The organism is Nocardia sp. CDC160 (genome assembly GCF_035818795.1).
In the GTDB taxonomy this organism is placed as follows: Bacteria; Actinomycetota; Actinomycetes; order Mycobacteriales; family Mycobacteriaceae; genus Nocardia.
Genome location: NZ_JAYKYT010000001.1, coordinates 1,550,513 through 1,572,831 on the forward strand (window position 1 = coordinate 1,550,513; position 22,319 = coordinate 1,572,831).

Annotated in this window: 24 protein-coding genes and 1 pseudogene; 8 read left to right on the forward strand and 17 right to left on the reverse strand. The window is 67.7% G+C overall.

Going from position 1 to position 22,319, the window contains the following annotated elements:
* The first annotated feature begins 15 nt into the window (after positions 1 to 15).
* Positions 16 to 990: a bile acid:sodium symporter family protein gene (locus VMT40_RS06910; protein ID WP_326357068.1), complete on the forward strand. Its 975-nt coding sequence runs from the start codon at positions 16 to 18 to the stop codon at positions 988 to 990.
* Here VMT40_RS06910 and VMT40_RS06915 read toward each other — a convergent pair.
* From VMT40_RS06915 to VMT40_RS06930, 4 genes are read right to left on the reverse strand one after another with little or no spacing between them, the layout of a single operon-like run.
* Positions 938 to 2,158 carry an aminotransferase class I/II-fold pyridoxal phosphate-dependent enzyme gene (locus tag VMT40_RS06915; RefSeq protein WP_326357069.1) on the reverse strand — a complete coding sequence of 407 codons (1,221 nt, stop codon included), beginning with the start codon at positions 2,156 to 2,158 and terminating at the stop codon, positions 938 to 940. The two genes, VMT40_RS06910 and VMT40_RS06915, sit on opposite strands and share 53 nt — an antisense overlap.
* Positions 2,155 to 3,195, reverse strand: a complete 1,041-nt coding sequence (locus VMT40_RS06920; RefSeq protein WP_326357070.1) for a 3-oxoacyl-ACP synthase III family protein — start codon at positions 3,193 to 3,195, stop codon at positions 2,155 to 2,157. The genes VMT40_RS06915 and VMT40_RS06920 overlap by 4 nt, the downstream gene beginning before the upstream one ends.
* Positions 3,196 to 3,206: 11 nt before the next feature.
* A complete protein-coding gene (locus tag VMT40_RS06925) occupies positions 3,207 to 3,863 on the reverse strand; it encodes an SRPBCC family protein (RefSeq protein WP_326357071.1) in 657 nt (218 codons plus the stop codon).
* Positions 3,864 to 3,866: 3 nt separating this feature from the next.
* Entirely contained in the window at positions 3,867 to 5,570 is a 1,704-nt protein-coding gene (locus VMT40_RS06930) for a thiamine pyrophosphate-binding protein (protein WP_326357072.1), read from the reverse strand.
* 137 nt (positions 5,571 to 5,707) lie between these two features.
* On the opposite strand from VMT40_RS06930, the gene VMT40_RS06935 reads away from it, so the two are divergent.
* The 3 genes from VMT40_RS06935 to VMT40_RS06945 all read left to right on the forward strand — a co-directional run bounded on the left by VMT40_RS06935 (position 5,708) and on the right by VMT40_RS06945 (position 8,069).
* On the forward strand, positions 5,708 to 6,223 hold the full coding sequence (locus VMT40_RS06935) for an EXLDI protein (RefSeq protein WP_326357073.1): 516 nt from the start codon (positions 5,708 to 5,710) through the stop codon (positions 6,221 to 6,223).
* A gap of 122 nt (positions 6,224 to 6,345) precedes the next feature.
* Positions 6,346 to 7,302 (forward strand): ATP-binding cassette domain-containing protein, encoded by a 957-nt coding sequence (locus VMT40_RS06940; protein ID WP_326357074.1) that lies wholly within the window; start codon positions 6,346 to 6,348, stop codon positions 7,300 to 7,302.
* Positions 7,299 to 8,069 carry an ABC transporter permease gene (locus VMT40_RS06945; protein ID WP_326357075.1) on the forward strand — a complete coding sequence of 257 codons (771 nt, stop codon included), beginning with the start codon at positions 7,299 to 7,301 and terminating at the stop codon, positions 8,067 to 8,069. Before VMT40_RS06940 ends, VMT40_RS06945 begins: the two co-directional genes overlap by 4 nt.
* Before the next feature lie 3 nt (positions 8,070 to 8,072).
* Here the strand turns inward: VMT40_RS06945 and VMT40_RS06950 are convergent, their stop codons facing one another.
* The 3 genes from VMT40_RS06950 to VMT40_RS06960 all read right to left on the reverse strand — a co-directional run bounded on the left by VMT40_RS06950 (position 8,073) and on the right by VMT40_RS06960 (position 9,981).
* Positions 8,073 to 8,801: an anti-sigma factor family protein gene (locus VMT40_RS06950; RefSeq protein ID WP_326357076.1), complete on the reverse strand. Its 729-nt coding sequence runs from the start codon at positions 8,799 to 8,801 to the stop codon at positions 8,073 to 8,075.
* Positions 8,798 to 9,304 (reverse strand): sigma-70 family RNA polymerase sigma factor, encoded by a 507-nt coding sequence (locus tag VMT40_RS06955; protein WP_326357077.1) that lies wholly within the window; start codon positions 9,302 to 9,304, stop codon positions 8,798 to 8,800. Before VMT40_RS06955 ends, VMT40_RS06950 begins: the two co-directional genes overlap by 4 nt.
* 62 nt (positions 9,305 to 9,366) lie before the next feature.
* Positions 9,367 to 9,981, reverse strand: coding sequence for a YqgE/AlgH family protein (locus VMT40_RS06960; protein ID WP_326357078.1), 615 nt, complete (start codon positions 9,979 to 9,981; stop codon positions 9,367 to 9,369).
* A 135-nt stretch (positions 9,982 to 10,116) separates the two neighbouring features.
* Between VMT40_RS06960 and VMT40_RS06965 the strand changes: the two genes are divergently transcribed.
* On the forward strand, positions 10,117 to 10,878 hold the full coding sequence (locus tag VMT40_RS06965; RefSeq protein WP_326357079.1) for a lysophospholipid acyltransferase family protein: 762 nt from the start codon (positions 10,117 to 10,119) through the stop codon (positions 10,876 to 10,878).
* Positions 10,879 to 10,902: 24 nt separating this feature from the next.
* Here VMT40_RS06965 and VMT40_RS06970 read toward each other — a convergent pair whose 3' ends face one another.
* On the reverse strand, positions 10,903 to 11,226 hold the full coding sequence (locus VMT40_RS06970; RefSeq protein WP_326357080.1) for a GNAT family N-acetyltransferase: 324 nt from the start codon (positions 11,224 to 11,226) through the stop codon (positions 10,903 to 10,905).
* Positions 11,227 to 11,324: 98 nt separating this feature from the next.
* Here VMT40_RS06970 and VMT40_RS06975 point away from each other — a divergent pair, with 98 nt between their 5' ends.
* On the forward strand, positions 11,325 to 12,446 hold the full coding sequence (locus tag VMT40_RS06975) for a glycerate kinase (RefSeq protein ID WP_326357081.1): 1,122 nt from the start codon (positions 11,325 to 11,327) through the stop codon (positions 12,444 to 12,446).
* Position 12,447: 1 nt separating this feature from the next.
* On the opposite strand, the gene VMT40_RS06980 is transcribed toward VMT40_RS06975, so the two are convergent.
* On the reverse strand, positions 12,448 to 12,804 hold the full coding sequence (locus VMT40_RS06980) for a winged helix-turn-helix transcriptional regulator (protein ID WP_326357082.1): 357 nt from the start codon (positions 12,802 to 12,804) through the stop codon (positions 12,448 to 12,450).
* A gap of 140 nt (positions 12,805 to 12,944) precedes the next feature.
* Here VMT40_RS06980 and VMT40_RS06985 point away from each other — a divergent pair, with 140 nt between their 5' ends.
* Positions 12,945 to 13,823: an NAD(P)-dependent oxidoreductase gene (locus VMT40_RS06985; RefSeq protein WP_326357083.1), complete on the forward strand. Its 879-nt coding sequence runs from the start codon at positions 12,945 to 12,947 to the stop codon at positions 13,821 to 13,823.
* Positions 13,824 to 13,830: 7 nt separating this feature from the next.
* Here VMT40_RS06985 and VMT40_RS06990 read toward each other — a convergent pair whose 3' ends face one another.
* From VMT40_RS06990 to VMT40_RS07010, 5 genes are all read right to left on the reverse strand, one after another.
* A complete protein-coding gene (locus tag VMT40_RS06990) occupies positions 13,831 to 14,034 on the reverse strand; it encodes a helix-turn-helix transcriptional regulator (protein ID WP_326312988.1) in 204 nt (67 codons plus the stop codon).
* 25 nt (positions 14,035 to 14,059) lie between these two features.
* Positions 14,060 to 14,929 (reverse strand): ABC transporter permease, encoded by an 870-nt coding sequence (locus VMT40_RS06995; protein WP_326357084.1) that lies wholly within the window; start codon positions 14,927 to 14,929, stop codon positions 14,060 to 14,062.
* Positions 14,926 to 15,855 carry an ABC transporter ATP-binding protein gene (locus tag VMT40_RS07000; RefSeq protein ID WP_326357085.1) on the reverse strand — a complete coding sequence of 310 codons (930 nt, stop codon included), beginning with the start codon at positions 15,853 to 15,855 and terminating at the stop codon, positions 14,926 to 14,928. The genes VMT40_RS06995 and VMT40_RS07000 overlap by 4 nt, the downstream gene beginning before the upstream one ends.
* Before the next feature lie 128 nt (positions 15,856 to 15,983).
* On the reverse strand, positions 15,984 to 16,421 hold the full coding sequence (gene aroQ, locus VMT40_RS07005; RefSeq protein ID WP_326357086.1) for a type II 3-dehydroquinate dehydratase: 438 nt from the start codon (positions 16,419 to 16,421) through the stop codon (positions 15,984 to 15,986).
* 61 nt (positions 16,422 to 16,482) lie between these two features.
* Positions 16,483 to 17,079: a hypothetical protein gene (locus VMT40_RS07010; RefSeq protein ID WP_326357087.1), complete on the reverse strand. Its 597-nt coding sequence runs from the start codon at positions 17,077 to 17,079 to the stop codon at positions 16,483 to 16,485.
* A 337-nt stretch (positions 17,080 to 17,416) separates the two neighbouring features.
* Between VMT40_RS07010 and VMT40_RS07015 the strand changes: the two genes are divergently transcribed.
* On the forward strand, positions 17,417 to 19,093 hold the full coding sequence (locus tag VMT40_RS07015; protein ID WP_326357088.1) for an NTF2-like N-terminal transpeptidase domain-containing protein: 1,677 nt from the start codon (positions 17,417 to 17,419) through the stop codon (positions 19,091 to 19,093).
* A gap of 6 nt (positions 19,094 to 19,099) precedes the next feature.
* Here the strand turns inward: VMT40_RS07015 and VMT40_RS07020 are convergent, their stop codons facing one another.
* From VMT40_RS07020 to VMT40_RS07030, 3 genes and pseudogenes are all read right to left on the reverse strand, one after another.
* On the reverse strand, positions 19,100 to 19,486 hold the full coding sequence (locus tag VMT40_RS07020) for a DUF3054 domain-containing protein (protein WP_326357089.1): 387 nt from the start codon (positions 19,484 to 19,486) through the stop codon (positions 19,100 to 19,102).
* Between the two features lie 60 nt (positions 19,487 to 19,546).
* The gene (locus VMT40_RS07025; RefSeq protein WP_326357090.1) at positions 19,547 to 20,692 is read right to left on the reverse strand and encodes a lysylphosphatidylglycerol synthase transmembrane domain-containing protein; all 1,146 of its coding nucleotides are present in this window, start codon (positions 20,690 to 20,692) and stop codon (positions 19,547 to 19,549) included.
* A 4-nt stretch (positions 20,693 to 20,696) separates the two neighbouring features.
* A pseudogene (locus VMT40_RS07030) lies at positions 20,697 to 22,216 on the reverse strand (adenylate/guanylate cyclase domain-containing protein).
* Between the last annotated feature and the right edge of the window lie 103 nt (positions 22,217 to 22,319).

A 22,319-nucleotide genomic window follows, 5' to 3' on the forward strand; every position in this document is an offset into this window, starting at 1 on the left:
GTTTAGCCTGATTCGGTGCGATTCCTCAGCAAGTTCTATATAGACGGATTCATCCTGGGGATCCTTGCGATGGTCCTGCTGGCCAGTGTCTTCCCGGCCCGGGGTGAGGCCGCCGACGTCGTGAGCTGGCTGACCAAGATTGCCATCGCCTTGCTGTTCCTGCTGTACGGCACCCGGCTCTCGCCGCAGGAGGCGTTCGCGGGCCTCAAGCACTGGCGGCTGCACCTGACCGTGCTGGCCTGCACCTTCGTGCTGTTCCCGGTGCTCGGCCTGGCCGCGCGGCTGCTGGTGCCGCACGTCCTGACCAGCGACCTCTACACCGGCGTGCTGTTCCTGTGCCTGGTGCCGTCCACGGTGCAGTCCTCGATCGCCTTCACCTCGATCGCCAAGGGCAATGTGGCGGGCGCGATCGTGAGTGCCACGGTGTCGAACCTGCTGGGCGTCTTCCTGACTCCCGCCCTGGTGATCGCGTTGATGAACACCACCGGGCAGGCGCGGGTCGATCCCTCGGCGGTTGTCGACATCGTGCTGCAGCTGCTGGTCCCGTTCTTCATCGGCCAGTTGCTGCGCCCGAAGGTGAAGGGCTTCCTGTCGCGCTACGCCGAGCCGACCAAGCTGGTGGATCGCGGGTCCATCCTGCTGGTGGTCTACAGCGCCTTCAGCGCGGGCATGGTCGAGGGCATCTGGCATGCCATGTCGCCGTGGCGGATTCTGCTGTTGGCCGTGGTGTGCTGCGCCATTCTGGCCATGGTGCTGGCGGCCACCGGATTCCTCGGCGAGGCCCTGCGTTTCGATCGCGCCGACCGGATCGTGGTGGTCTTCTGCGGCTCCAAGAAGAGCCTGGCCACCGGACTACCCATGGCGACGGTGCTGTTCGAAGGGCATCCGGTGGGCCTGATCGTCTTGCCGCTCATGATGTTCCACCAAATTCAGCTGATCACGTGCGCGGCCCTCGCCGGGCGCTGGGCTCGTATCGCGCAGTCAGCGTGAGCAGGCGGCTGTCCTCGCGCCGCAGCGAGCGCATGCCCGCGGAGGGCCGGTCGGCCAGCGCGTGCAGGACGGCCCGATCGGCGGCCGGATCACCGACCGCGATGCGGGCGCTGCCGTCCGGATAGCGTTTGGCCACGATCCCGGCGCGTGCCAGCGCGGGCGCGATATCGCGGCCGGGCAGGTAGAGGAAGTTGGCGCTGGAGCGGGGGACCCGAATGCCGCCGCGCCGCAATTCGGCCCGCAGCAGCTCGCGTTCGGTGGTGATGCGCAGAATCCGTTCGCCCAGTTCGGCTTCCGCCGCATAGGACGCGCGCACCGCGGCCACCGCGGTGGCGGGCACCCCGAACGGCAGTTGCAGCCGGTGCACCCGGCGCACCAGCTCCGCCGCGCCGAAGGCGTAGCCTATCCGCAGCCCGGCCAGGCCGTAGGCCTTGGAGAAGGTGCGCAGTACCAGCACATTGGGGTGCCGGTGAATCAGTTCGAGGGTGTCGAGAGTGTCGGCCGCGCCGAGGAATTCGACGTAGGCCTCGTCCAGCACCACCGGCACCCGGACCGGAATCGAGTACAGGAACGCCTTGAGCTCACTGGCCGCCACCACGGTGCCGGTCGGATTGTGCGGACGGCAGATCGCGATCAGCCCGGTGCGCTCGTCCACCGCGCGCGCCATGCCCCACAGGTCCTGGCGGCCGTGCGGATCCAGCGGCACCGCCACCGACCGCAGCCCGATCATGTTCGCCATGATCGGGTAGCCGTCGAAGGTCGGTGCGGCGTAGACGAATCCGGCCCCGGCGCGGGGCAGGGTCTGCATGATCTGCATGGCCACCCCGGTCGCGCCCGAACCCACCACCACCTGCTCGGCGTCCACGCCCAGGTGATCGGCGATCACCTGGGGCAGTCGCTTGGGCAGGAACTCCGGGTAGCGGTTGGCCTTGTCCAGGCAGTCCTCGAGCGCGTCGACGACCGAAGGCAGTGGCGGAAAGGGGTTTTCGCTCAGGCTCAGGTCGTAGCGGAGGGTGGGCGCGCCGTATCTTTCGGGCGCATCAGAAGATCGGTCGTGCGGACCCGAGGGTTCGGCCAGTTCACCGCCGCGCAGGCCGGTCGGCCAGCGCGTCGGTGCCACCATCCGCGGCGCGGGTCGGCTGCTGTCCCCCGCGCCCGGGGCGGTCATCGCGCCGCCCCCCAGCGCACGGCCGCCGCCCCCGCGAAATCCCCGGCGTGTGCGAACGCCGCCATCAACACCACCGATCCATTGCGCAGGCGCCCGGCCCGGTTCTCGGTGTCCAGGGTGACCGGAATGCCCGCGGCGAAAAGGTTTCCGCAGCTGTCGAAGGTGTCCGGATGCCGTTCCGGCGGCAACTCCATGGCCTCGTTCCAGTTGCGCAGGAACAGCCGGTTGGGCTGGTTGGTCACGAAGGTGTCGATATCGCGGGACTTCACCCCGATCCGCTGGCACACCGCCTGCGCCACCTCCGGCACCAGCCGATTACCGCGCGTCATCACCTTGGCCACCTTGGATTCGGTGAAGGTGACGCAGCCCTGGCCCTCGCCGGGCTCCCAGTACTTGCGGTCGCCATTGGTGCTGAATTCCATGTCGCCCGCGAACTCCGGGTAGGTCCGGCATTCGATATCGAGGATGGGCGCGGCATTGTTCTTCACCAGCAGCCCGACACCGCAGCCGTCACCGGGCACCGGGGCCTGCGCGAGCCCGCGAATCTCGGACTGGGTGAACACCGGTCCCGCGCAGTTCTGGGCGCAGGCGATGAGCGCGGTGCGCGCCTCGGTCGTCTGCAGGATCATGCGGGCCATCCACATCATGTGGATGAACGCGGCGCAGCCGCCATTGTGGACGTCGAACACCCAGCGCGGCTTCATGTCCAGCCGCCGCGCCACCTCCGGTCCGGCCCCCATGACCGGATTGTCGGGCAGCTGGGTGTGGGTGAGCAGCACGTCGATGTTCGAGAGTTCCTGTGTCCCATGGCGATCCACGAGCGGGGCAACAGCGCGCTCGATCATGTCCACGGCGGTCTCGTCGCGGGCCACGTGATGGCGGCCCTTGGGTGCGCGGAACATGACGTTCTTGGCCATGCGATCCGAGCGGGAGAACTGGGTGAAGTATTCGGTGCCGACCGGTTCACCCGGCAGATAACCGGCCACATCGACCAGGCTGACAGGCGGCGTCCTCAAAGAGGGTTCGGTGAAATCCATGACCGTACAACTCATTCCATCCAAGCGGGCTTGATCGGCAGGCCGTGCGACGCGCGATACTCGGCAATGGCCTTGAGGTTGTCGAGCTCCAATTGGTGCCCGGCGGAGAACATCTCCCAGAAGTCACCCACCCAGACCTTGCGCTTGTCCGGCGCGGTGTCCTTGTAGGGGTTCTTGTCGTAGAACGGGTGGTGGCAGTTCGTCCACAGCACCACCGATCCCGGCTTGTCGAACACCACCTGGGCGTCGACCACCCGCATCAGATAGATCATCCACAGGTGCTCACCCTGATCCCAGGCGCAGTGGTAATCCACCGTCATGGCATCGGGATTGGCGACGGTGCGGGTGTAGATCTTGGTGCTGTCGCCCAAGCGGTCGTAGGAGACCCACAGGCCCGGCTCGTCGGTTTCGGTGAAACCCCGCAGGCTGTAGGTCCACTCCTCCAGGCAGCGGGTATCGGCGAGGTACTCGTACAGCTCCCGGGGCGGAGCCTCGATATAACCCTGAACCGGGCAATAGTCGCCGTAGATTTGGTCGTGCGGATACACCGACCGCAACATGTCCAGGATGATCGGGGTGGTGGCGTCGCGATCGGAGTTCTCGATGCGCAGGACGCCGGGGACGGCTTCGGGGATATCGCTGAGTGCGGGCAGGGCGCTGGTGGTCACGGGTTACCTCCTGGGGGGCGTCAGGAACGGTGTGAACGGCGGGATTTCGTCGGGGTCACAGTCGACGCTGACGAACGAGGGCCCCGGTCGATCGGCGCAGTGCCGCAGCGCCGCGTCGAGCTCGGCCGGGGACTCCGGTGCGTGGGCGCACAGATCCGGGAACATGGCGGCCATGCCCGCGCCCGGATACGCGGGACGAAATCGGTTGAAGCTGTAGCGATCTCCGTAGTACAGCTGCTCTCGGGTGATGCACATGGCGTGCGCGTTGTTGTTGAACACGATGAAGGTGATGGGCAGCTCGTGCTCGATGGCGGTGTGAATCTCCATGCCGTGCATGAAGAACGCGCCGTCACCGGCGATCACGTAGGTGCGGCGCGCGCTGCCGTCGGGGCGGCGGTGCCGGGCGAAGGCCGAGCCGATCCCGGCCCCGAAGGCATAGCCCATGCCGCCCATGCCGAGCGCGACCGTGAACCGCCCGTGCCGGGGCAGTCGCAGGTGATGCACCACGGCCGCACCGGTATTGCCCGCGTCGGCGAAGACGTCCGCACCCTCGGGCAGTGTCGCGTTGATGGTCTCGACAACCTCCCGGTAGCGCAGTCCCGGGCCGTCGGAGGGCGGCACGGACAGCGAGGTCAGCGGCGGCTCGTGCGGGGAGCGTGACCGTGGCGGGACCGCCTCGGCCTCGGGATCGCCTGCGGCGGAACCCAATTCGCCGATCAGTTCGGCGAGGGTCTTGGCCAGATCGTTGCTGTGCGCGTGCCGGGCGGGCAGAAAGGGCGGCATCACGCCGATACTCGCCAGCGGCACCGCACCGAGCGCGTCCTCCATCCCGGCGCGCGCGGTGACCGGCATGCGGGTGCCGATCAGCAGGCACAGCGCCGCCCCGCGCAGGGCGTCCAGCAGTTCCGGATTGCCCATGCTGCCCGAGACGCCGCAGAATCCCGGATCCGCCTGGTGGTACACGTCTTTGGCGTCCGGCGCGACACCGACCGCCGCGTCCAGGGCGGCCGCGAATCGGGCCAGTTCGGCGCGGGCGTTATCGCGGGCCACCTGATCCCCGGCAATGATCACGACCTTGCCGGTGGCCCGCGCGCCGCGCACCACGTGCAGCACGCGCCACAGGGTCTCGATATCGCGGCGGTAGGCGTGCGTGGGCGGCACGAAGTCCGGTGCGTCCAGCTCGGCCTGCTGAATGTCCTTGGGCAGCAACAACACCGCGGGTCCGCCGCGCCGGGCCGCCGCGGCCGCGTGGGTGAGGTGAGCGGGCAGGTCGGCGGGCGACTCGACGCGCGCACAGTAGTGCGAGATCGGCGTGAACAACGCGACCGCGTCGAAGGAACCGGCCTGCCCACTCGAGTCCTGGAACGCGCCCTTGCCCTCCAGGACCGTCGGGGGTTGCCCGACCAACGCCAGCACCGGGACGCGGGAGGCGTAGGACTCGGCCAGCCCGGCAACGAGATTGACGGCACCGCCGCCGGAGGTGGCGCACACGACGCCGAGCCCGGAGGTGGAGCGGGCGTACCCGTCGGCCATGGTGGCGGCGGCGAACTCGTGCTTGGCGACCACGGCGGTGACCAGCTCGCGATGATCGAAGGCCGCGTCGTACAGATCTTCGATATTCGCTCCGTCGACACCGAAGATGTGCCGGACGCCCAGGGCCGAAACCGCCTTGACCAGGTGATCGACGACCCGTTTACCGCTGTGCATGGGCGCTTCCTTTCGGTGGTGGCCACCGGTGCCCGAGTACCCTCATCCGGGATACGAATGCGAGTCGTGAGCGGTTCAATATCGCTTTTTCGCGACCGGGCTTGCCGTGTACGTATACATCTACGTATAGTTGGGGCATGCCGAACAAGACGATTTACGTATCCGATGACGACCTGAAGCTGTTTCAGCGCGCGCAGGAACTGGTGGGGGGCAATCTGTCGGGCGCGATCGTGACGGCGTTGCGGCGCTTCATCGAGCTCGAGGAGGGCCGCCAACAGGGCTACGACGAGGTGGTCCTGAAGGTGGGCAAGGACGGCGTCCGGCAGGTCCGGTTCTCCGGTCAGCTGCTCACCCACTGGCACCAGATGGCCAACGAGCGCATCGAGGACATCCGGGTGTACCGCACCCGCAAAGGCGCGTATGCGGTACACAGCCACTTCTCCTACTGGTCGGAGTTCCCGACCGACACCAACGTCCTCAAGGACTGGCGGCAGTGGCGTCGCTTTCTCGGTCTGGGCGAACAGGATTGGGGTGACTTCACCCTCGAGGTCTTCGACACCATCGACGATCTGAAGGGCAAGATTCCCGACACCCTCTACGCCCGCGTCGTGGACGCGACCCAGCACCCGCAGGTCGAGGACCTCGATATCTAACCGAAAAACCCTGTAGCACAACTGAATAGCGAGATAGGAACACTTTGGCCGCAAGCCTCGGCGGCCACGGCCTGGATGACGCATGCATTCATGGCTATCTATTGATGAAAGAGAGGGGAGCAATGAACCAGCCCGGATCGGCGGCCATCGCGGTCACCGGCCTCTGCAAATCCTTCGGCGAGCACATCGTGCTCGACCGCATCGACTTCACCGTTCCCGAGGGCAGCGTCTTCTCGCTGCTCGGCCCCAATGGCGCGGGCAAGACCACCACCGTCGAGATCCTGTCCACCCTGAAGCGCGCCGACGGCGGCGAAATCTCCGTGGGCGGTTACGATCTCGCCACCCAGGCCGACGGGGTGCGCTCGCTCATCGGCGTCACCGGTCAGTTCTCCGCGGTCGACGAACTGCTCACCGGGCGCGAGAACCTGCTGCTCATGGGCGATCTGCACCATCTGCCGCGCGGCGAGAACCGCAGGATCGCGGCCGAACTGCTGGCCACCTTCGATCTGGAGGAGGCCGCCGACAAGGTCGCCTCGAGCTACTCCGGCGGCATGACCCGCCGCCTGGATCTGGCCATGACCCTGGTCGGCGATCCGCGCATCATCTTCCTCGACGAGCCGACGGTCGGGCTGGATCCGCGCAGCCGCCGCGCCATGTGGGACGTCGTCCGACGGCTGACCGCGCGCGGCACCACCATCTTCCTCACCACCCAGTACCTGGAAGAGGCCGATCAACTGGCCGACCGCATCGCGGTCCTGCATCAGGGCCGTCTGGTCGCCGAGGGCACCGCCGATCAACTCAAGCGCCAGGTGCCCGGCGGCTACATCCGCCTGGACTTCGCTCAGCGCGACGAATTCGACGCCGCCGCCCGGCTTTTCGGTGACGCGGCCCGGGTCAACGGCGATCTCACCCTGGCCATTCCCAGCGATGGCGCGGTGCGTTCGGTGCGCGAGGTGCTCGATCGGCTGGACGCGGGGCGGATCGAACCCGCGGGCCTGTCCGTGCACACCCCCGACCTCGACGATGTCTTCCTCGCCCTCACCGGTGGGCACGCTCCGGAAAAGGAGAGCACCAAATGACCACGATGGGTACGTCTTTCGTTGATTCGAAGACCATGCTGCGCCGGAATCTGGTGCACGCCAAGCGGTATCCGGGCATGAGCTTCGCGCTGATCATCATGCCGGTGTTCCTGCTGCTGCTGTTCAACTACGTGTTCGGCGGCGCGCTGAAGTCCTCGACCGGCGGCAAGTACATCGACTACCTGACACCGGGCATGATGCTCATCATTCCGGCGTACATGGTGGCGGGCGTCGCGGTCGGCATGGCCACCGATATGACCAAGGGTATTATCAATCGCTTTCGCACCATGCACTTTTCGCACGCCTCGGTGCTGACCGGGCAGGTGGTGGGCTCCCTCATCCAGGGCATGCTCGGCGTGACCGCCATGACGCTCACCGCCCTGGCCATCGGCTTCCGACCGCACGCGAATGTGCTGGAATGGCTGGCCGCGTTCGGTCTCATCGCGCTGACCGTGTTCGCTTTGAACTGGCTCGGCGTCGGTTTCGGGCTGATCGCCCAGACGCCCGAGAGCGCCTCCAATATGCCGACGCCGATTCTGTTCCTGCCCTTCCTGGGCAGCGGGCTGGTGCCCACCGACACCATGCCCGCCGGGGTCAAGCAGTTCGCCGAGTACCAGCCCTTCACGCCCATCACCGAAACCCTGCGCGGGTTGCTGATGGGCGGTCCGATCGGGCACAACGGCATTCTCGCGGTGGGCTGGTGCGTGGTGATCGGGGTGGTCGGATACTTCTGGTCCACCACGACCTTCCGCCGCAAGACCCGCTGACGGTCAGATACCCGCCGCGAGAAGGACTTTCCCCGACATATTGCGGATCTCGACCGTCTTGAGCTGCTCCGGCGACACCGACGTGGTGCCGTCCGGAGTCAGCGTCTGTCCGGGCTTGACCGTCCACTCGGCGAGCTTGGACTGCACGCCGTCGTCGCGGGTCACCCACATCGACAGCGTCCACATGTAGGACAGGTCGTCCTTGTCGGCGGGCGGCGGGTACTGGCACCACATGTCGACCCGGGTCTGCCCATTGATGGTGACCACCTTGAACGTGGCCTGAATCGGGGTGTCGGTCTGCGGTTTCAGCGGTCCCTGCGCCACCACCTGCTGCACCGGTGCCGGGCTCTGTTCGCGGGCGACGTTCGCGGTCACCGGGACCGCGATCATCACCGCCGCGGCCGCCGTCGCCACGGGTCCGCCGATGGTCCACCATCGCCCCCGGCGCCGCCGTTTGGCGGCCTGGGCCGCCAGCGTCGGCAGCAGTCGCTCGGGCGGTGGCGGCACGGTTTCCGGCGGATCCTCCTGCGCCGCGATCGACAGCGCGGTGTCGGTGTCCACCAGGGCCAGCAGGCCGGGCAGCCCCGCCAATTTCCCCACCGCGGCGCGGCACGCCTCGCATCCGGACAGATGTTCCTCGTACTCGCGGCGGTCGTCCCGGGCGAGAGCGCCGAGCACATACGCGCCGTCCCACGTGGTGTAGCCATCACACAGCTCATGGCCCTCGGTCATCTCGTCACCCCCATTTCCTGAAGCACCAATCGCAATGCCCGCATGCCGTAGTGCATTCGGGACTTGACCGTGCCCTCGGGAATCTCCAGCTCCTCCGAGATCTGGTGGGTGGAAAGCCCCCGATAGTAGGCACGGACGATGACCTCGCGGTGATCGATGCTCAGCCGCGCCAGCGCGTCGGCCACCAGCCACCCGTCCAGGGCCCTATCCGTTTTGTCGGGTTCGGGAACCTCGGGCGGGTGATCGGTGCGGAACTCGCGTCGACTGCGCGCGCTGCGGTGTTCGTCCACGGCCAGATTACGTGCCACCGTGAACAGCCAGGCCCGCGCCGAGCTCGTCGACTGATCCAGCACATTGGGCCGTTGCCACGCGCGCAGCAGCGTTTCCTGCACGATGTCCTCGGCCCGCCCCGGATCCCCGACCAGCCCGTAGGTGTAGCGCCACAGTGCCGCCGCGTGCTCTTCATAGAGCGCGCGGAGCAGGGCGGCCTGGTCCTCCGGCATCGCTCACCTCCGCATCGATCACGACACAGACGTTCCGACGGTTCAGTTCGTTGAAGCGCGGATCAATTTCGTTCGAGTTCGATGGGGTGCGTGGCCAACAGCGAGAGCGGGAGGGGCTGGCGGCGCAGGACCTGGGCCCACAGATCGCCGCGGCCCGCGAGGGGGTCGGTGGGCAGGGCGGACAGGACGATCCAATCGCCGCGGTCCAGTTCGCCTTCCAGCTGGCCGAAGGTCCACCCGGCATAGCCCGCGAAGACGCGCACGCCTTCGACCAGGCCCTCGATTTGCTCCGGATCGGAGTCGAGATCGATGAGTGCGACGCGGCCGTCGACGCGCCGCACCCCGGATAGCCCGGCGATGGACGCGCCCACCTTGATGGTGGCCAGGCACAGGGCCGCATCGCGTTTCACGGGGCCGCCGATATAGAGCGCGCGGGGCGCGGCAGCCAGTTCCGACCAGCTGGGGAGCACATCGTGCAGGGCGGTATCGCTGGGTTTGTTGAGGACCACGCCCCAGGTGCCGCCGTCATTGTGTTCGAGGATGTAGACCACGGACCGCCGAAAGGACGGCTCGACGAGATCGGTTGCGGACACCAGGAGTGTGCCGGGGCGAACTACCTGGTCCTCGTGCCGGAATTCGCGTCGAGAACGGTCACCGTGTTCCTCTGCGCGTGCCACCCCGCCATCATCGCACTGAGACAGGGTAATTGCGTTGCTTAATTTGCTGGTTACCCATTTGTGCCGCGGCGGGGTCGCCCGGAGCCGGAAAAACTTGTCCCGCATACCTTGCGGTTGGTAGCTAGGGTGGGCGCTATGGAACGTCCCGAGGTGCTCCTCGAGAACAGCGACGCCGTTTACGACTTCTATCGCGACCACCGGCAGAACCTGTTGAAGGCACGGGCGGCCTACTGGCTGTTGGGACGTCGCTACCGGCCGCGGGTGGACTACGCGCCGGGGGCCCGGGAAGGCCTGCGGGAGTACATCTCCCAGGGCCGTCCACTGCTCATCGCGGTGAACCACCTCTCGCAGCTGGATCCCTACACGGTCGCCGCCGCGGCCTGGCGCAGCGATCTGCGGCCGGTCATCGGGCGCACGCGGGTGCTGGCCAAGGACGAACTGTTCCTCGAACCCAAGCTGCGCGAGCGCATCGACATGATGGGCGGCATTCCGGTGTTCCGGGGCAAGGACCACGGGTTGCGGGCGGTGAACGCGGCCGGGCAGCGCATGATCGACATCTGCGCCGAGCGCATGGCGCGCGGTGACGGGGTGGCGGTATTTCCCGAGGGCACCTGCAACGACGTGGACCCCACGCGGGTGCAGGCGGTGGGAACCGGTATCGGGCACATCGCTTTCCGGGCCAAGAAGCTCGGCGCGCGGCCGGTGCTGGTCAGTCTGGGTCTGAGTTATGGCCCGCGCCCGGATCCCAAGGTGGAGCCCACCAAGGAGGAGGCGCATTCGGCCAGCTTCTATTTCGGGGTGCCGGTGGCGGAACTGCCGACCAAGCCCGCCGAGATCACGCGGGTGGTGCGCGACGAACTGCAGGCCGCGCTCGACGGCGCGGTGAAGGCGTACTGACGGTGAAGGTGTCCTGACGGGGCCTCAGCCCTGGGGTAGGTTCAACCGTCCTCTGGACCAGTGCGGCACCAAAGCCAGGTATTCCGGCCGGGATTCGACGAAGTGATGCACCATCGGGCACATGGGCAGAATGCCGTAGCCCTCGTCCCGGGTCTGGTCCAATGCGCCCTGCACGAGCTTGCGCCCGTAGCCGAGCCCCTCGAACTGGGGATAGATCTCGGTGTGCACGAACGCGCGCTCGTTCGCGGTGTCCTGATAGGCGGCGACACCGGCGAGGTATCCGTCGACGAACAACTCGAACCGATCCAGAGCGTCGTTCTTGCGGACCTCGATCGACTGACTCGACATGGGCACGACGTTAGTGCGCGCGACGCGCCTATTTGTCCGAATACGAGAAGGGTGGCCTCGGGCGTGTCGTTTGCCACACCCATGATCAGAATGGAGGGGTGACGAACCCACCGCCGCGCCGGGTGTTGCTGGCCCCGGACAAGTTCAAGGGCTCCCTCACCGCCGCGCAGGTGGCGGCCGCGTTGGCGGCGGGCATCACCCGCGCCGCGCCCGACACCCGGATCCGGCAGCTGCCGATCGCCGACGGCGGGGACGGGACCGTCGACGCCTTCGTGGCCGCGGGCTGGGAACGGGTCGAGATCGAGAGCTACGGCCCGACCCTCGCACCGGTGAGCACCTCCTACGCCCTGCGCGGACCGACGGCGGTGGTGGAGCTGGCGGCGGTCAGCGGACTCGCGAGACTGCCCGGCGGACAGTTCGATCCGCTGCACGCCAGCACCTACGGTGTGGGTGACGTGGTCGGGGACGCCCTGGACCGGGGCGCGCGCGATATCGTGCTCGGTCTCGGCGGGAGCGCCTCCACCGATGGCGGCGCGGGCCTGTTGCAGGCCCTGGGCCTGCGGATCCTCGACGCGGACGGCACCGAATTGCCCTGCGGCGGTGCGGCACTCGCGCGTGCGGTGCGCGTGGACCGGAGCGATCTGCATCCGGGCCTGGCCGATGCGACGGTGACGTTGGCCAGCGATGTGGACAATCCGCTGCTCGGCCCGAACGGCGCGGCCGCCGTCTACGCCCCACAGAAGGGCGCGAATCCCGAGCAGGTCGCCACTCTCGAAGCGGCACTGAAGAATTGGGCCGCCGTGCTGGGCCCCGAATGGGCCGACAAGCCGGGCGCGGGCGCGGCGGGCGGCACCGGCTTCGGCGCGCTGGCGGCCCTCGGCGCGCGCATGCGCTCCGGCATCGACCTCATCCTCGACCTCATCGACTTCCGGGCGCAGGTGGCCGACGCCGATCTGGTGATCACCGGTGAGGGCTCCCTGGACCGGCAGAGCCTGTCCGGCAAGGCGCCCATCGGCGTCGGCGACGCGGCGCGGGCGGCCGGGGTGCCGGTGATCGCGGTCGCGGGCCGCGTCCTGCTCACCCCGGAACAGGTGCGTGCCGCCGGATTCGCGGCCGCCTACGCGCTGTCCGATCTGGAGCCCGATCCGGCCCGCAGCATGGCCGACGCCGCCGCGCTGCTGACGTGCATCGGTGCGCGAATCGCCGAAAGTATGGGGTGAATCAGCTGGCCGGGGTGAGGGCGCGGCCGAGAATCCGGTCGCGATTGCGGTCGCCCCACTCCTCGAGCGGACGTAGGGCCGCGCTCAGCTCCCAGCCCAGCTCGGTGAGCGAATACTCCACGCGCGGTGGGATTTCCGGGTAGATCTCGCGGTGCACCACACCGCTGGCCTCCATCTGGCGCAGGTTCTCGGCGAGCACCTTCTCGCTGACCCCGGTGAGCAGGCGGCGGATCTGCCCGAACCGCTGCGGGCCCTCGGCCAGCACCCACATCAGGTGCATCTTCCACTTGCCGCCGACCACATCGATGGCCACGGACATGCCGCACTGCGTGTTATCCGCGTCACTCTCGGTACTCATCGCGCCCTCTCTGACCAGATTTCGAACCTCCAGGTAAGCAACCCCACGCGAACGTGCGGTCTTCCCGAGGCTACCGACCCGGGACACCATCGAGGTCAGCGCGCTGCACCCGTCCATCGACATCGAAGGAATACCAACCCATGTCCGAGAATCGATCCGTCACCGTCATCGGCCTGGGCCCAATGGGGCGCGCCATGGTCACGTCGTTCCTGAAGGCGGGCGTCGAGGTCACCGTCTGGAACCGCAGCCCCGAGAAGGCCGACGCCATGGTCGAACTCGGCGCCAAGAAGGCCGCGACCGTCGCCGCGGCCATCGACGCCAACGAGGTGATCGTGCTGAGCCTCACCCACTACGCCGCCATGTACGACGTGCTGGGTCCGGCCGCGGATCGCCTGCGCGGCAAGGTGATCGCCAACCTCTCGTCGGATTCGCCGGAGAAGGCCCGCGCGGGCGGTGCCTGGGTCCGGGAGCACGGTGCCGAATTCCTGTCCGGCGGCGTCATGTCGGCGGGCAACAATATCGAGCACCCGGCGTCGTACATCTTCTACAGCGGTCCGCGGGAGGTCTTCGACGCGCACGCCGACCTGCTGCGTCCGCTGAGCCCGCAGGAGTACCTGGGCACGGACGACGGTCTGGCACAGGTCTTCTACCAGGGCCTGCTCACCATCTTCCACCCCTGGCTGCTGGCCTTCGATCAGGCCACGGCCATGATCGCCCGCTCCGGCCACGACATCGCGCAGTTCGTGCCGTTCGCGGTGCGCTCGAATGCCGCCTTCCCGTACTTCATGGAGCAGTTCTCGGTGGAGAACCAGAACGGCGGCTGGGCCGATGTGGCCGGACTGAAGATGATGGACGCGGGCGCGCAGCACATCATCGACGCCAGCGAGGAGGTGGGTGTGGACGCCACCCTCTCGCACACGGCACAGGCGTTCTGGCGCCGGGCGGTGTCCGCCAGCGCGGGCGCGGGCAAGGCGGTCTCGACCTTCGAGCTCATGAGCGCGGTGCCCGAGACCGCCTGAGGGCGAATCAGGCGCTCTCGGAACCGATTCGAGGAAACGGTGTGGTGGAGAAGATGATCTCCACCGGCACCTCGAAGTACTGCGCGAGCCGCAGCGCCAGGTGCAGGCTCGGGCTGTACTCGCCGCGTTCGAGATAGCCGACGGTCTGGTAGTGGACTCCCAGCGCCTCGGCCAGCTCCCGGCGCGAGATGCCGCGCTCGGCGCGCAGCATCGCGATCCGGTTGTAGATGACCTCGCTAGTAGGCACGTTGCATGGCCTTCTCGCGGCGGGCCGCCACCGAGGACCCGGATTCCCGACGAGCCATGCGGCGCAACACGATCGGGGCCACCGCGATGCCCACTACCGCCCACGCGCCCAGCACCGCGACGGTCTCCAGGTGTCGCCAGGAGTGGGTCAGCTCCACCACCGCCGCGCTGTCGGGCAGCATGGCCGAGCGCATGCCCAGACCCAGCCAATAGATCGGGAAGACCTGCGCCACCGCCTGCAACCAGCCGGGCAGGCCGGTGATCGGGTAGAAGATTCCGGAGATCGCCACGATACCCATGATGGGGAACGAGACGAAGCCGACGCTGCGCGGGCTGTCGAACAGCGAGCCGATGATCGCGCCCAGCGGCAGGCAGGCCAGCAGGCCCAGCACCAGGACGCCGATCAGGGCGACCCAGGAGCCGACGCTGTCCAGGCTCACGCCGCCGATGGCGATCAGGCCGAAGCCGAGGATCAGCGCTACCTGCACCAGGGCGACCCCGGAGACCGCGGTGATCTTCCCGATCAGATAGCCCAGCATCCCGTTGGGAGTCGCCTTGGCGCGCAACAGGGTTCCGTCCTCCCGGTCCAGCGAAAGCCCCTGGGCGACACCGAACATGCCGTTGAACGCCACCAGCATGCCCAGCACGCTGGGCAGCGCCAGCGCGCCCAGCCCGATGCCGGTGCCCTGGAAGCTGCCGTGCCGCATGAAGAACACCGCGACCATGGTGGCCACCGGCCAGAAGAACTGCGAGAACACGTCCATGCCATTGGTGAGGGTCTGGACGAGTTCGATGCGGCCGCGCCGGAATCCGGCCCGCACCGCGACCGAGGTGGGATTGGTGAGCGCTGCGGAACTCATCGGGCCATCTCCTCCAGGCTGCGCAATTCGGTGTCGCCCTGGCCGGATTCGAAACGCCGTACCAGGGTCATATAGGTGTCCTCGAGCGAGGCGCGGCGCACCTCGAGCTCCTCGACCGACTCCCCGAACTGCTGGAACAGCTCGTAGACGAACTTGGTGGACTCGGTGGTGGTGTGCACGAAACGCTGCCCGTCGCGGGTCCACTTCACCTCGGCCTCACCGGCGATGCGGCGGGAGAGCTGATCGGCCGAGCCGTCGGCGATGATGCGCCCGCCCGCCAGGATGAGGATGCGGTCGGCCAGCTTCTCGGCCTCGTCCAGGTCGTGGGTGGTGAGCAGGATGGTGGTGTGCTGGTCGTCGGCGAGTCGGTGCACCAGGTCGTGGAATTCGCGGCGGGCCTGCGGATCGAAACCGGCGGTGGGCTCGTCCAGGAACAGCAGCTCGGGGCGGCCGACAATGCCGATGGCCACGTCCAGGCGGCGGCGCTGACCGCCGGACAGCGTCATGGCCTTGGCGTCGGCGTGCTCGGTGAGACCGACCGCGGCGATGAGTTCGTCGGTGTCCCAGGGCCGTTGGATGTCGGCGGTGGAGTAGGGCGCGTAGAACATGCCCAGGTACTGCAGCAGTTCGCGCACCCGCCACTTGCCGTGATCGCGCCAGGACTGCAACACCACGCCCAGCCGGGCCCGCCAGGCCTCGTCGCCGTGCGCGGGATCGGTGCCCAGCACCGCGACCCGCCCCGCCGAGCGCATGCGGAAGCCCTCGAGGATCTCGATGGTGGTGGTCTTGCCCGCGCCGTTCGGGCCCAGCAGCGTCAGCACCTCACCGCGATGCGCCTGGAACGTGACGTCCTGGAGCACATCGCGGGTGCCGTAGCGCATTCGTAAGTTCTCGACGTCGAGCACGACGCCTTCGCCGACCGACATATCACCCCTCCGTAGTAGAAGCCGGATCGGATGTAGCATACCTACTACATTATGACGGCCTCAAGCTATTTACCGGGCATGAAAAAGGGCCCGGCTCGAAGTGAGCCGGGCCCTTCCGATCAGTGCTTCTAGCGGGTACAGAGAAACTCGACCGCCGCGGCGTAGCCCTGGATCCCCATGCCCGCGATCACCGCGGTGGCGATGGGCGAGACGTAGGAGTGATGCCGGAACTCCTCGCGGGCATGCACATTGCTGATGTGCACCTCGACGATCGGCACCTCGGGGATGACCAGCGCGTCCCGCAGCGCCACCGAGGTGTGGGTCAGTCCGCCCGGATTGATGACGATGCCGGACTCCATCCCGCGCGCGGAATGGATCCGGTCGATCAGCGCCCCTTCGTGATTGGACTGGAACGCCACGATCTCCCGATCGAAGCGCGCCGCGGTCTTACGGCACAGTTCCACCACGTCGTCGAGGGTGTCCGCCCCGTAGACCTCGGGCTGGCGGGTGCCGAGCATGTTCAGGTTCGGGCCGTTGAGCACCAGGATCGGGGCGGTTGCGGGCATGCGCACACTCTACGACCACAGGCCCGGCGGTCCCGCGACCACCGACTCCGCGGTCCGGCGACTACAGGCCCTGCGGTCCCTCGGCGCGCAGGTCGTCGACTTTGCGCATGGCCGAGCGCAATTCCTCGAGCCATTCCTCGGCGTGCTTGCCCGCCAGCTTGACCGTCCAGGCCAGGGCATCGGAGCGGGAGCGGGCCACGCCGGAGTCGACCAGGGTGTCGAGCACCTTGCGCTCGGGCTGGCGCAGCCGGGTCATGACCGGAACGGCCAGGTGGGTGAACATGATTCGCTCGCCATTGACCGTGACGCCCCAGGCCACATTGCGGCCGTAGCGGGCCTGGGCCTCCTGGGCGATCTGCATGCGGGCCGGGCGGGTGGTCTCCCGAAAGCGGGCGATGACACCCTCGCGGGTGGCCTGCGGCACGTCGGCGGGAGCGTCCTCGGCCGGGGCGTCGGCGGCGGGTTCGGCTGCGGGGAGGGGGAGTTCGCCGACCACGACGATCTCGTCGCGATCGATCTCGAGGGTTGCGGGACCGCTGAACCAGTCGGCTGGCAATCGTCCAGCGAACCAGTCCGGAGCGTCCGAGGCGTCGGGAAGGTCGGCTTGCTGCCAGCCGCCGGTGCGCCCGAAACCGTGTCCACGATGTCCGTGTCTCATGTTGGTCACTCTCACTAACTGCATGGAGTTGTAATACTGATTACAACGTTACGTCGTTATGGGCCGCCTGGATTCCGCTCTGGGAGAACGCGGTTCGCCTGCTTCGAACCGAATGGTCCGAATGACTGGCATCAGTGAGAACCGAACGGTCTTCAGAGTCGCGAATACGCCAGGCCCGTAACCGACCGGTGATCATGTAAGTGGTCACTGCTGACCGATTTCGGCACTATGGTGGTGCTCAGAACAAGCACGCCTGGTGGAATGGTGGAACCGTGGGCCGTCGGCGCGCGGTACCGTGGACCTGTTGCTGATGTGGCCAGAGTGAAGAGTGGGCGATATGGATGTGTGGGGATCCCGCCGCTTCCGGGTACGGGGTGCGATCGCACTCGCGGGTGTGGCGGCTGTCGCGATCGCGATGGGGTCATGTGGGGTTCGGGAGCGGTCGACGGGTGCGGAAGCGGTGGTCGAGAAGTTCACCACGCTGATCGACAAGAAGGACTACGACGGCGCGTCGCGGCTCACCTCCTACCCGGCGGGTGCTTCGGCAACGCTGAAGCAAGTTTTCGAAGGCCTCGATCCGGGCAAGCCCGACTACCGCAAGACCCAGTACATCGAACTGGACGGCACGACCGGACTCTTCTCCATGACCGGCGCCTGGAACTTCGGCGACAAGCGCGACTGGAAATTCGACCTGCAGGGCACCGTGCGCAAACTCAGTGTGGGCTGGCGCATCTCGTGGGATCCGGCCCTGGTCATGCCCCAGCTGGACGCCAAGCGCTCCGCCAAACTGGTCCGCACCTTCGCCCAGCCCTCGCCCAAGGTGAACGACATCGTGGGCGCGCCGCTCATGGCCGAGCAGACCATCAATGTCGTCAAGCTGGACCCGGCCAAGATCACCGACCCGGTCGCCTCCACCAACGCGCTGGCCGCCGCCATCGCACCGGTCGCCCCGCTCATCGACGGACCGGCTCTGATGCAACAGCTTTCGGCCTCGCAGGGCAAACCCATCGTCGCGGTCAATCTGCGCGACGGTGACTTCAATATCCTCGAGCCGCGCATGGCCCCGATCCCGGGCGTGGTGATGGAGAAGCAGCCCAAGCTCATCTCCGTCGACCGTCGGGTCTGGTCGCCGCTGCTGGACGCGTTCACCAAGGTGTGGCAGGACAATCGGGATCAGCACTCCGGCTGGGGCGTTCAGCTCTTCGAACCGGACGGCAAATTCGTCACCCAGCTGGCCGGGGAGCAGGGCCCGCCCGGGCCGGACATCCCCGCCACCATGGACCAGCGCCTGCAGCGCGCCGCCGAGGACGCGGTGGTGAGCACCGGTGCGCCGACCTCGATCGTGGCCATCCAGCCCTCCAGCGGGGCGGTGGTCGCGGCCGCGCAGAACAGCCAGGCCAGTGAGCGCGGCAATGTCGCCTTCACCGGGCTGTATCCGGTCGGCGGCATGATCGAGCTGTTCAAGAATGTCGCTGCGGTCACCAAGAACAAAGCGCCGCAGGATGTTTCGGTCGGGGACGCCGCGGACGCGGCCAGCCTGCTCGGCATCGGCATCGACTTCAAGGTGCCGGGCCTGGACGAGACCACCGGACGCCTGCCCACCGGCAAGAACGCCGCAGAGAACGTGGGTCGCGGCAATGCCGCCGACTCGCTGCTGGCCAGCCCCTGGGGCATGGCGATCGCGGCGGCCGCCATCGCCAACGGCCAGGTGCCCAAACCCATGATCACCATCGGTCAGCCCGCCACCACCGAGGCCGATCTGGCCGCCCTGCCCGGCGGCGCCACCGATCGGCTGCGCGCCATGCTGCACGACGGGGTGGGCGCGCCGGAAATGGTGAGCCTCAACCGGTATCGCGACGTCCAGGCCTTCGGGGCCACCACCGGCAACAGTGGCTGGCTCATCGCCACCATGGGTGACCTGGCCTTCGCCATTCACATCGACGATCCGGACAGCGGCGACCTCACCGCGCGGGTGGCGGCGCGACTGCTGCAGTCGCTGGCCTCCCCGGACTAGATCGGCCTAGCGGGCGCGCAGGATTTGCACCGCCGCCCGCCAGCCGATCAGGAACAGGGCCAGGAAGGTCGCGGCCACCAGGACGAAGCTGAGGGCGACGCCCTGACCGGACACGGCACGTAGGAGCATGCCGCCGATCAGCGTGCTGAGCCAGACGATGACGCCGGTCGGCCACACCGCCCGGGCGTCGAAACGCTTTGCCGCGCTGACCCCTTCCCGCCCCGAGGCCACCGCCACGGCGATCACCCACCCCAGCACGACTCCGGTGCCGAACGGCCAGAACGTCCGCAGCAGCCCCGCCCCGAGAACGGCCTCGTCGTGGCTGCGTCGCCCGAGCATGCTGAAGAAGAGCACTAGCACGACATCCACGACGAACGGCATCGGTTTCCTCACGCGCCACAGGGTAACGGGCGTTATCGGCGCGTCTGTGCAGGGACACCGCACCCTGTCCAGTCAGGCGGCGGTACCGTCCGGGTTCGCGGGGGGAGTGGCGCGGCGGCGGTCGGTGACCAGTGAGTTGCCGCGCTGTTCGAATTCCTTCTCGTATTCGTCGTCGTCGGCCTGGGGCTTGCGGAAGAGGAAGAGGAAGACGACCCAGCCGACGATGGCGACCAGGATGAAGCTGATCAGGCGGTAGAGGAAGGCCGCGGCGACGGCCTGGGCGGCGGGCAGACCGGCCGCCGCGGACAGCGAGTAGATGAGGGTGGCGTCCACGTAGACGATGCCGCCCGGGGCCAAAGGAATGGTGCCCACGGCCTTTCCGGCCGCGAAGGCCAGCATGAGTCCGGCCCAGCGCGGATCCGCGCCGACCGCGTAGCACGCGGCGCCGAGGCAGGCGACATCGGCGAGCCGATGCACCAGCGCCCACACGACCACCCACGCGCCATCGCGTTTGCCCAGGTCCACCGATTCCAGCTGGGTCAGGATCTCGCCCACCTTGCCCATGCCGGTGTCGGCGGGCCGGTGCCGAATCCGGTTGACCCGGGCCAGAATCCGGCGCGCCACCGCCTCGATCCCGCCCGGATGCCGGGACAGATAGTTGAAGGCCCAGATCAGCAGGGCCACGACGCCGAGGGTGAGGATCACCTTGAGCGGCCCGACCTGGTCGCCGGACAGGACCGTGCCGAAGAAGCCGAGCAGGGTGAGTCCGGCCGCGGCCACCACCCCGGACATCACCAGCTGCCAGGACGCCACGATCGGGCTCGCGCCCCAGCGCCGGGTCTGGCGGTAGGTGAAGGCCGCCGAGAACACCTGGCCCGCGGGCAGGGTCAGCGACATGCCGGTCGCGCCGTAGACCACCGCCACCGATTTGCGCTGACTCACCTCCACGCCACCGGCGTTCAACAGCTGTTTCTGGATGCGGCCGAAACCGCTCATGGAAAGCGCGGCCATGAAGACGCAGGCGACGACCCAGCCCCAATGGATTTCGGTGAGGTTCTTCCAGGATTCGTGCAGGCGCGGATAGAGATATATGCCCTCGGATATCAGCAGTGCCGCGAGCGCGGCGCCGAGAACCCATTTGGCCCACCAGAACCTGCCACGGTGCGAGTTATTCGCGGCTGGCGTGGGATCTCCCGCCAACTCCCCATGGGCCGTCACGTCGTCAGCCTAACGAACTCGCCGCCGCCTCGTCTGCATCAGTCGGGTCGGGGCTTTCCAACGGCCAGGCCAAACGGGTTTTCCGGCGGCGGCCGCGCAGTTGCACCTCTTCACCGGTCTGCCAATGCCGCTGCTCGTTCTCGTCGGCGAAAAACAGTGCGCTCGAGGAGGTCAGCACCCGTTCGGGCCGGTCCTTGGCGAGTTCGGTGAGGCGCGAGGCCTCGTTCACCGGATCGCCGATCACCGTGTATTCGAAACGATTCGCGCCACCGATATTCCCGGCCACGGCCAGCCCGGCCGAGACGCCGATGCCGATATCCAGCCCGGCCACCTCGCGCAGGGCTTCGCGCAGCTCACGGGCGGCGGCCAGGGCCGCGGTCGGGGCATCCGGGCGGTCCAGCGGCGCACCGAAGATGGCGAGTGCGGCATCGCCCATGAATTTGTTGATGAGTCCGTGATGGCGGTCGATGACATCCACTACGACGCGGAAGAACTCATTGAGCAGGCTGACCACTTCGGTGGGCGGGCGTTCCGCGGCGGTGGCGGTGGAACCGACCATATCCACGAACAACACGGCCACGAATCGGGTTTCACCGCCGAGTTCGGTGCCGTACTCGAGGGCGCGGATCGCGACGTCCTCACCGACGTGGCGGCCGAACAATTCCTGCAGTTCACGGCGTTTCGCGGCCTCACCCATCATGCGGTTGAAGCCAACCTGCAGCAGTCCGATTTCCGAGCCGTCGAAAACTTCCACCTGCACGTCCCGCGCGCCTTCCTGCACCCGGTCGATGGCCTGGCTGAGCTGGCGGATCGGATCGGAAATGGACGAGCCGGTGAGCATGGAAAGCGCCAGCGCCTGCATGATCACCACACCGCACAACAGCAGAATCGAGACGGCCAGCGACTGCGCGGAAAACTGGACCCGAGAAGAAATCTGGGTGACGCACAGCAGCACGATGGCAATGGTCGGCGCGAAGGTGCCCATGCCCCAGGTCATGGCCATGCGGGTGCCGACGCCCGGCGTCAGGGTGTGGTCGAAGGCCCCCGTGGTCAGGGCCTCGGCCGCGACCGGACGCAGAATGCGCTCGCCCAGCATGTAGGTGAAGCCGAAAACGATGGTGGCGGCCATACATTCGGTGACGATCACCGCCGCGGCCAGCTCCGGCGTGCGCACGATGATCAACGACGCCAGCACGCCGCCGCCGACCAGCCACAGCACCAGGTGCACGATGGCCTCTGCCGCAGCGGCGCGTGCAGCGCCGCCATCTGCTCCTGTCGCGACGGCGGGCCGCCCCGCATCTGCCACCGCATGACCGGCCGCAGCATGAACGCCGACGCGGCCAGACTCAGCAGCCCGGCGACCAGCACGACGACCGCGGGTATCAAGAAGCCGGTCTGCCGGGTCGCACTGGTCCCGCCCTCGGGAACCGGCAGCCCGTATTGAATGAACGCCCACACCAGGACAGCGCCGAACGCGTTGGCCGCGAGCATGGAAGCTAAGTACAGCGGCCAACGCGTCCTCATGGTCTGTTTGACCGCTTCCAGGGGCGCCGACACGATCACCAATCTAGCTGCCCGGCCCCTCCGAAGCTCCAGTGCGAGCTCCAGTGCGCACCGGGATGGACGG

What these genes read in the sequence shown, in the direction of transcription:
- VMT40_RS06915 (WP_326357069.1), bottom strand. Translation starts at nt 2,158, where the DNA reads ATGACCGCCCCGGGCGCGGGGGACAGCAGCCGACCCGCGCCGCGGATG.
- VMT40_RS06920 (WP_326357070.1), bottom strand. Translation starts at nt 3,195, where the DNA reads ATGGATTTCACCGAACCCTCTTTGAGGACGCCGCCTGTCAGCCTGGTC.
- VMT40_RS06930 (WP_326357072.1), bottom strand. Translation starts at nt 5,570, where the DNA reads ATGCACAGCGGTAAACGGGTCGTCGATCACCTGGTCAAGGCGGTTTCG.
- VMT40_RS06935 (WP_326357073.1), top strand. Translation starts at nt 5,708, where the DNA reads ATGCCGAACAAGACGATTTACGTATCCGATGACGACCTGAAGCTGTTT.
- VMT40_RS06940 (WP_326357074.1), top strand. Translation starts at nt 6,346, where the DNA reads ATGAACCAGCCCGGATCGGCGGCCATCGCGGTCACCGGCCTCTGCAAA.
- VMT40_RS06945 (WP_326357075.1), top strand. Translation starts at nt 7,299, where the DNA reads ATGACCACGATGGGTACGTCTTTCGTTGATTCGAAGACCATGCTGCGC.
- VMT40_RS06950 (WP_326357076.1), bottom strand. Translation starts at nt 8,801, where the DNA reads ATGACCGAGGGCCATGAGCTGTGTGATGGCTACACCACGTGGGACGGC.
- VMT40_RS06955 (WP_326357077.1), bottom strand. Translation starts at nt 9,304, where the DNA reads ATGCCGGAGGACCAGGCCGCCCTGCTCCGCGCGCTCTATGAAGAGCAC.
- VMT40_RS06965 (WP_326357079.1), top strand. Translation starts at nt 10,117, where the DNA reads ATGGAACGTCCCGAGGTGCTCCTCGAGAACAGCGACGCCGTTTACGAC.
- VMT40_RS06970 (WP_326357080.1), bottom strand. Translation starts at nt 11,226, where the DNA reads ATGTCGAGTCAGTCGATCGAGGTCCGCAAGAACGACGCTCTGGATCGG.
- VMT40_RS06980 (WP_326357082.1), bottom strand. Translation starts at nt 12,804, where the DNA reads ATGAGTACCGAGAGTGACGCGGATAACACGCAGTGCGGCATGTCCGTG.
- VMT40_RS06985 (WP_326357083.1), top strand. Translation starts at nt 12,945, where the DNA reads ATGTCCGAGAATCGATCCGTCACCGTCATCGGCCTGGGCCCAATGGGG.
- VMT40_RS06990 (WP_326312988.1), bottom strand. Translation starts at nt 14,034, where the DNA reads ATGCTGCGCGCCGAGCGCGGCATCTCGCGCCGGGAGCTGGCCGAGGCG.
- VMT40_RS06995 (WP_326357084.1), bottom strand. Translation starts at nt 14,929, where the DNA reads ATGAGTTCCGCAGCGCTCACCAATCCCACCTCGGTCGCGGTGCGGGCC.
- VMT40_RS07000 (WP_326357085.1), bottom strand. Translation starts at nt 15,855, where the DNA reads ATGTCGGTCGGCGAAGGCGTCGTGCTCGACGTCGAGAACTTACGAATG.
- aroQ (WP_326357086.1), bottom strand. Translation starts at nt 16,421, where the DNA reads ATGCCCGCAACCGCCCCGATCCTGGTGCTCAACGGCCCGAACCTGAAC.
- VMT40_RS07010 (WP_326357087.1), bottom strand. Translation starts at nt 17,079, where the DNA reads ATGAGACACGGACATCGTGGACACGGTTTCGGGCGCACCGGCGGCTGG.
- VMT40_RS07015 (WP_326357088.1), top strand. Translation starts at nt 17,417, where the DNA reads ATGGATGTGTGGGGATCCCGCCGCTTCCGGGTACGGGGTGCGATCGCA.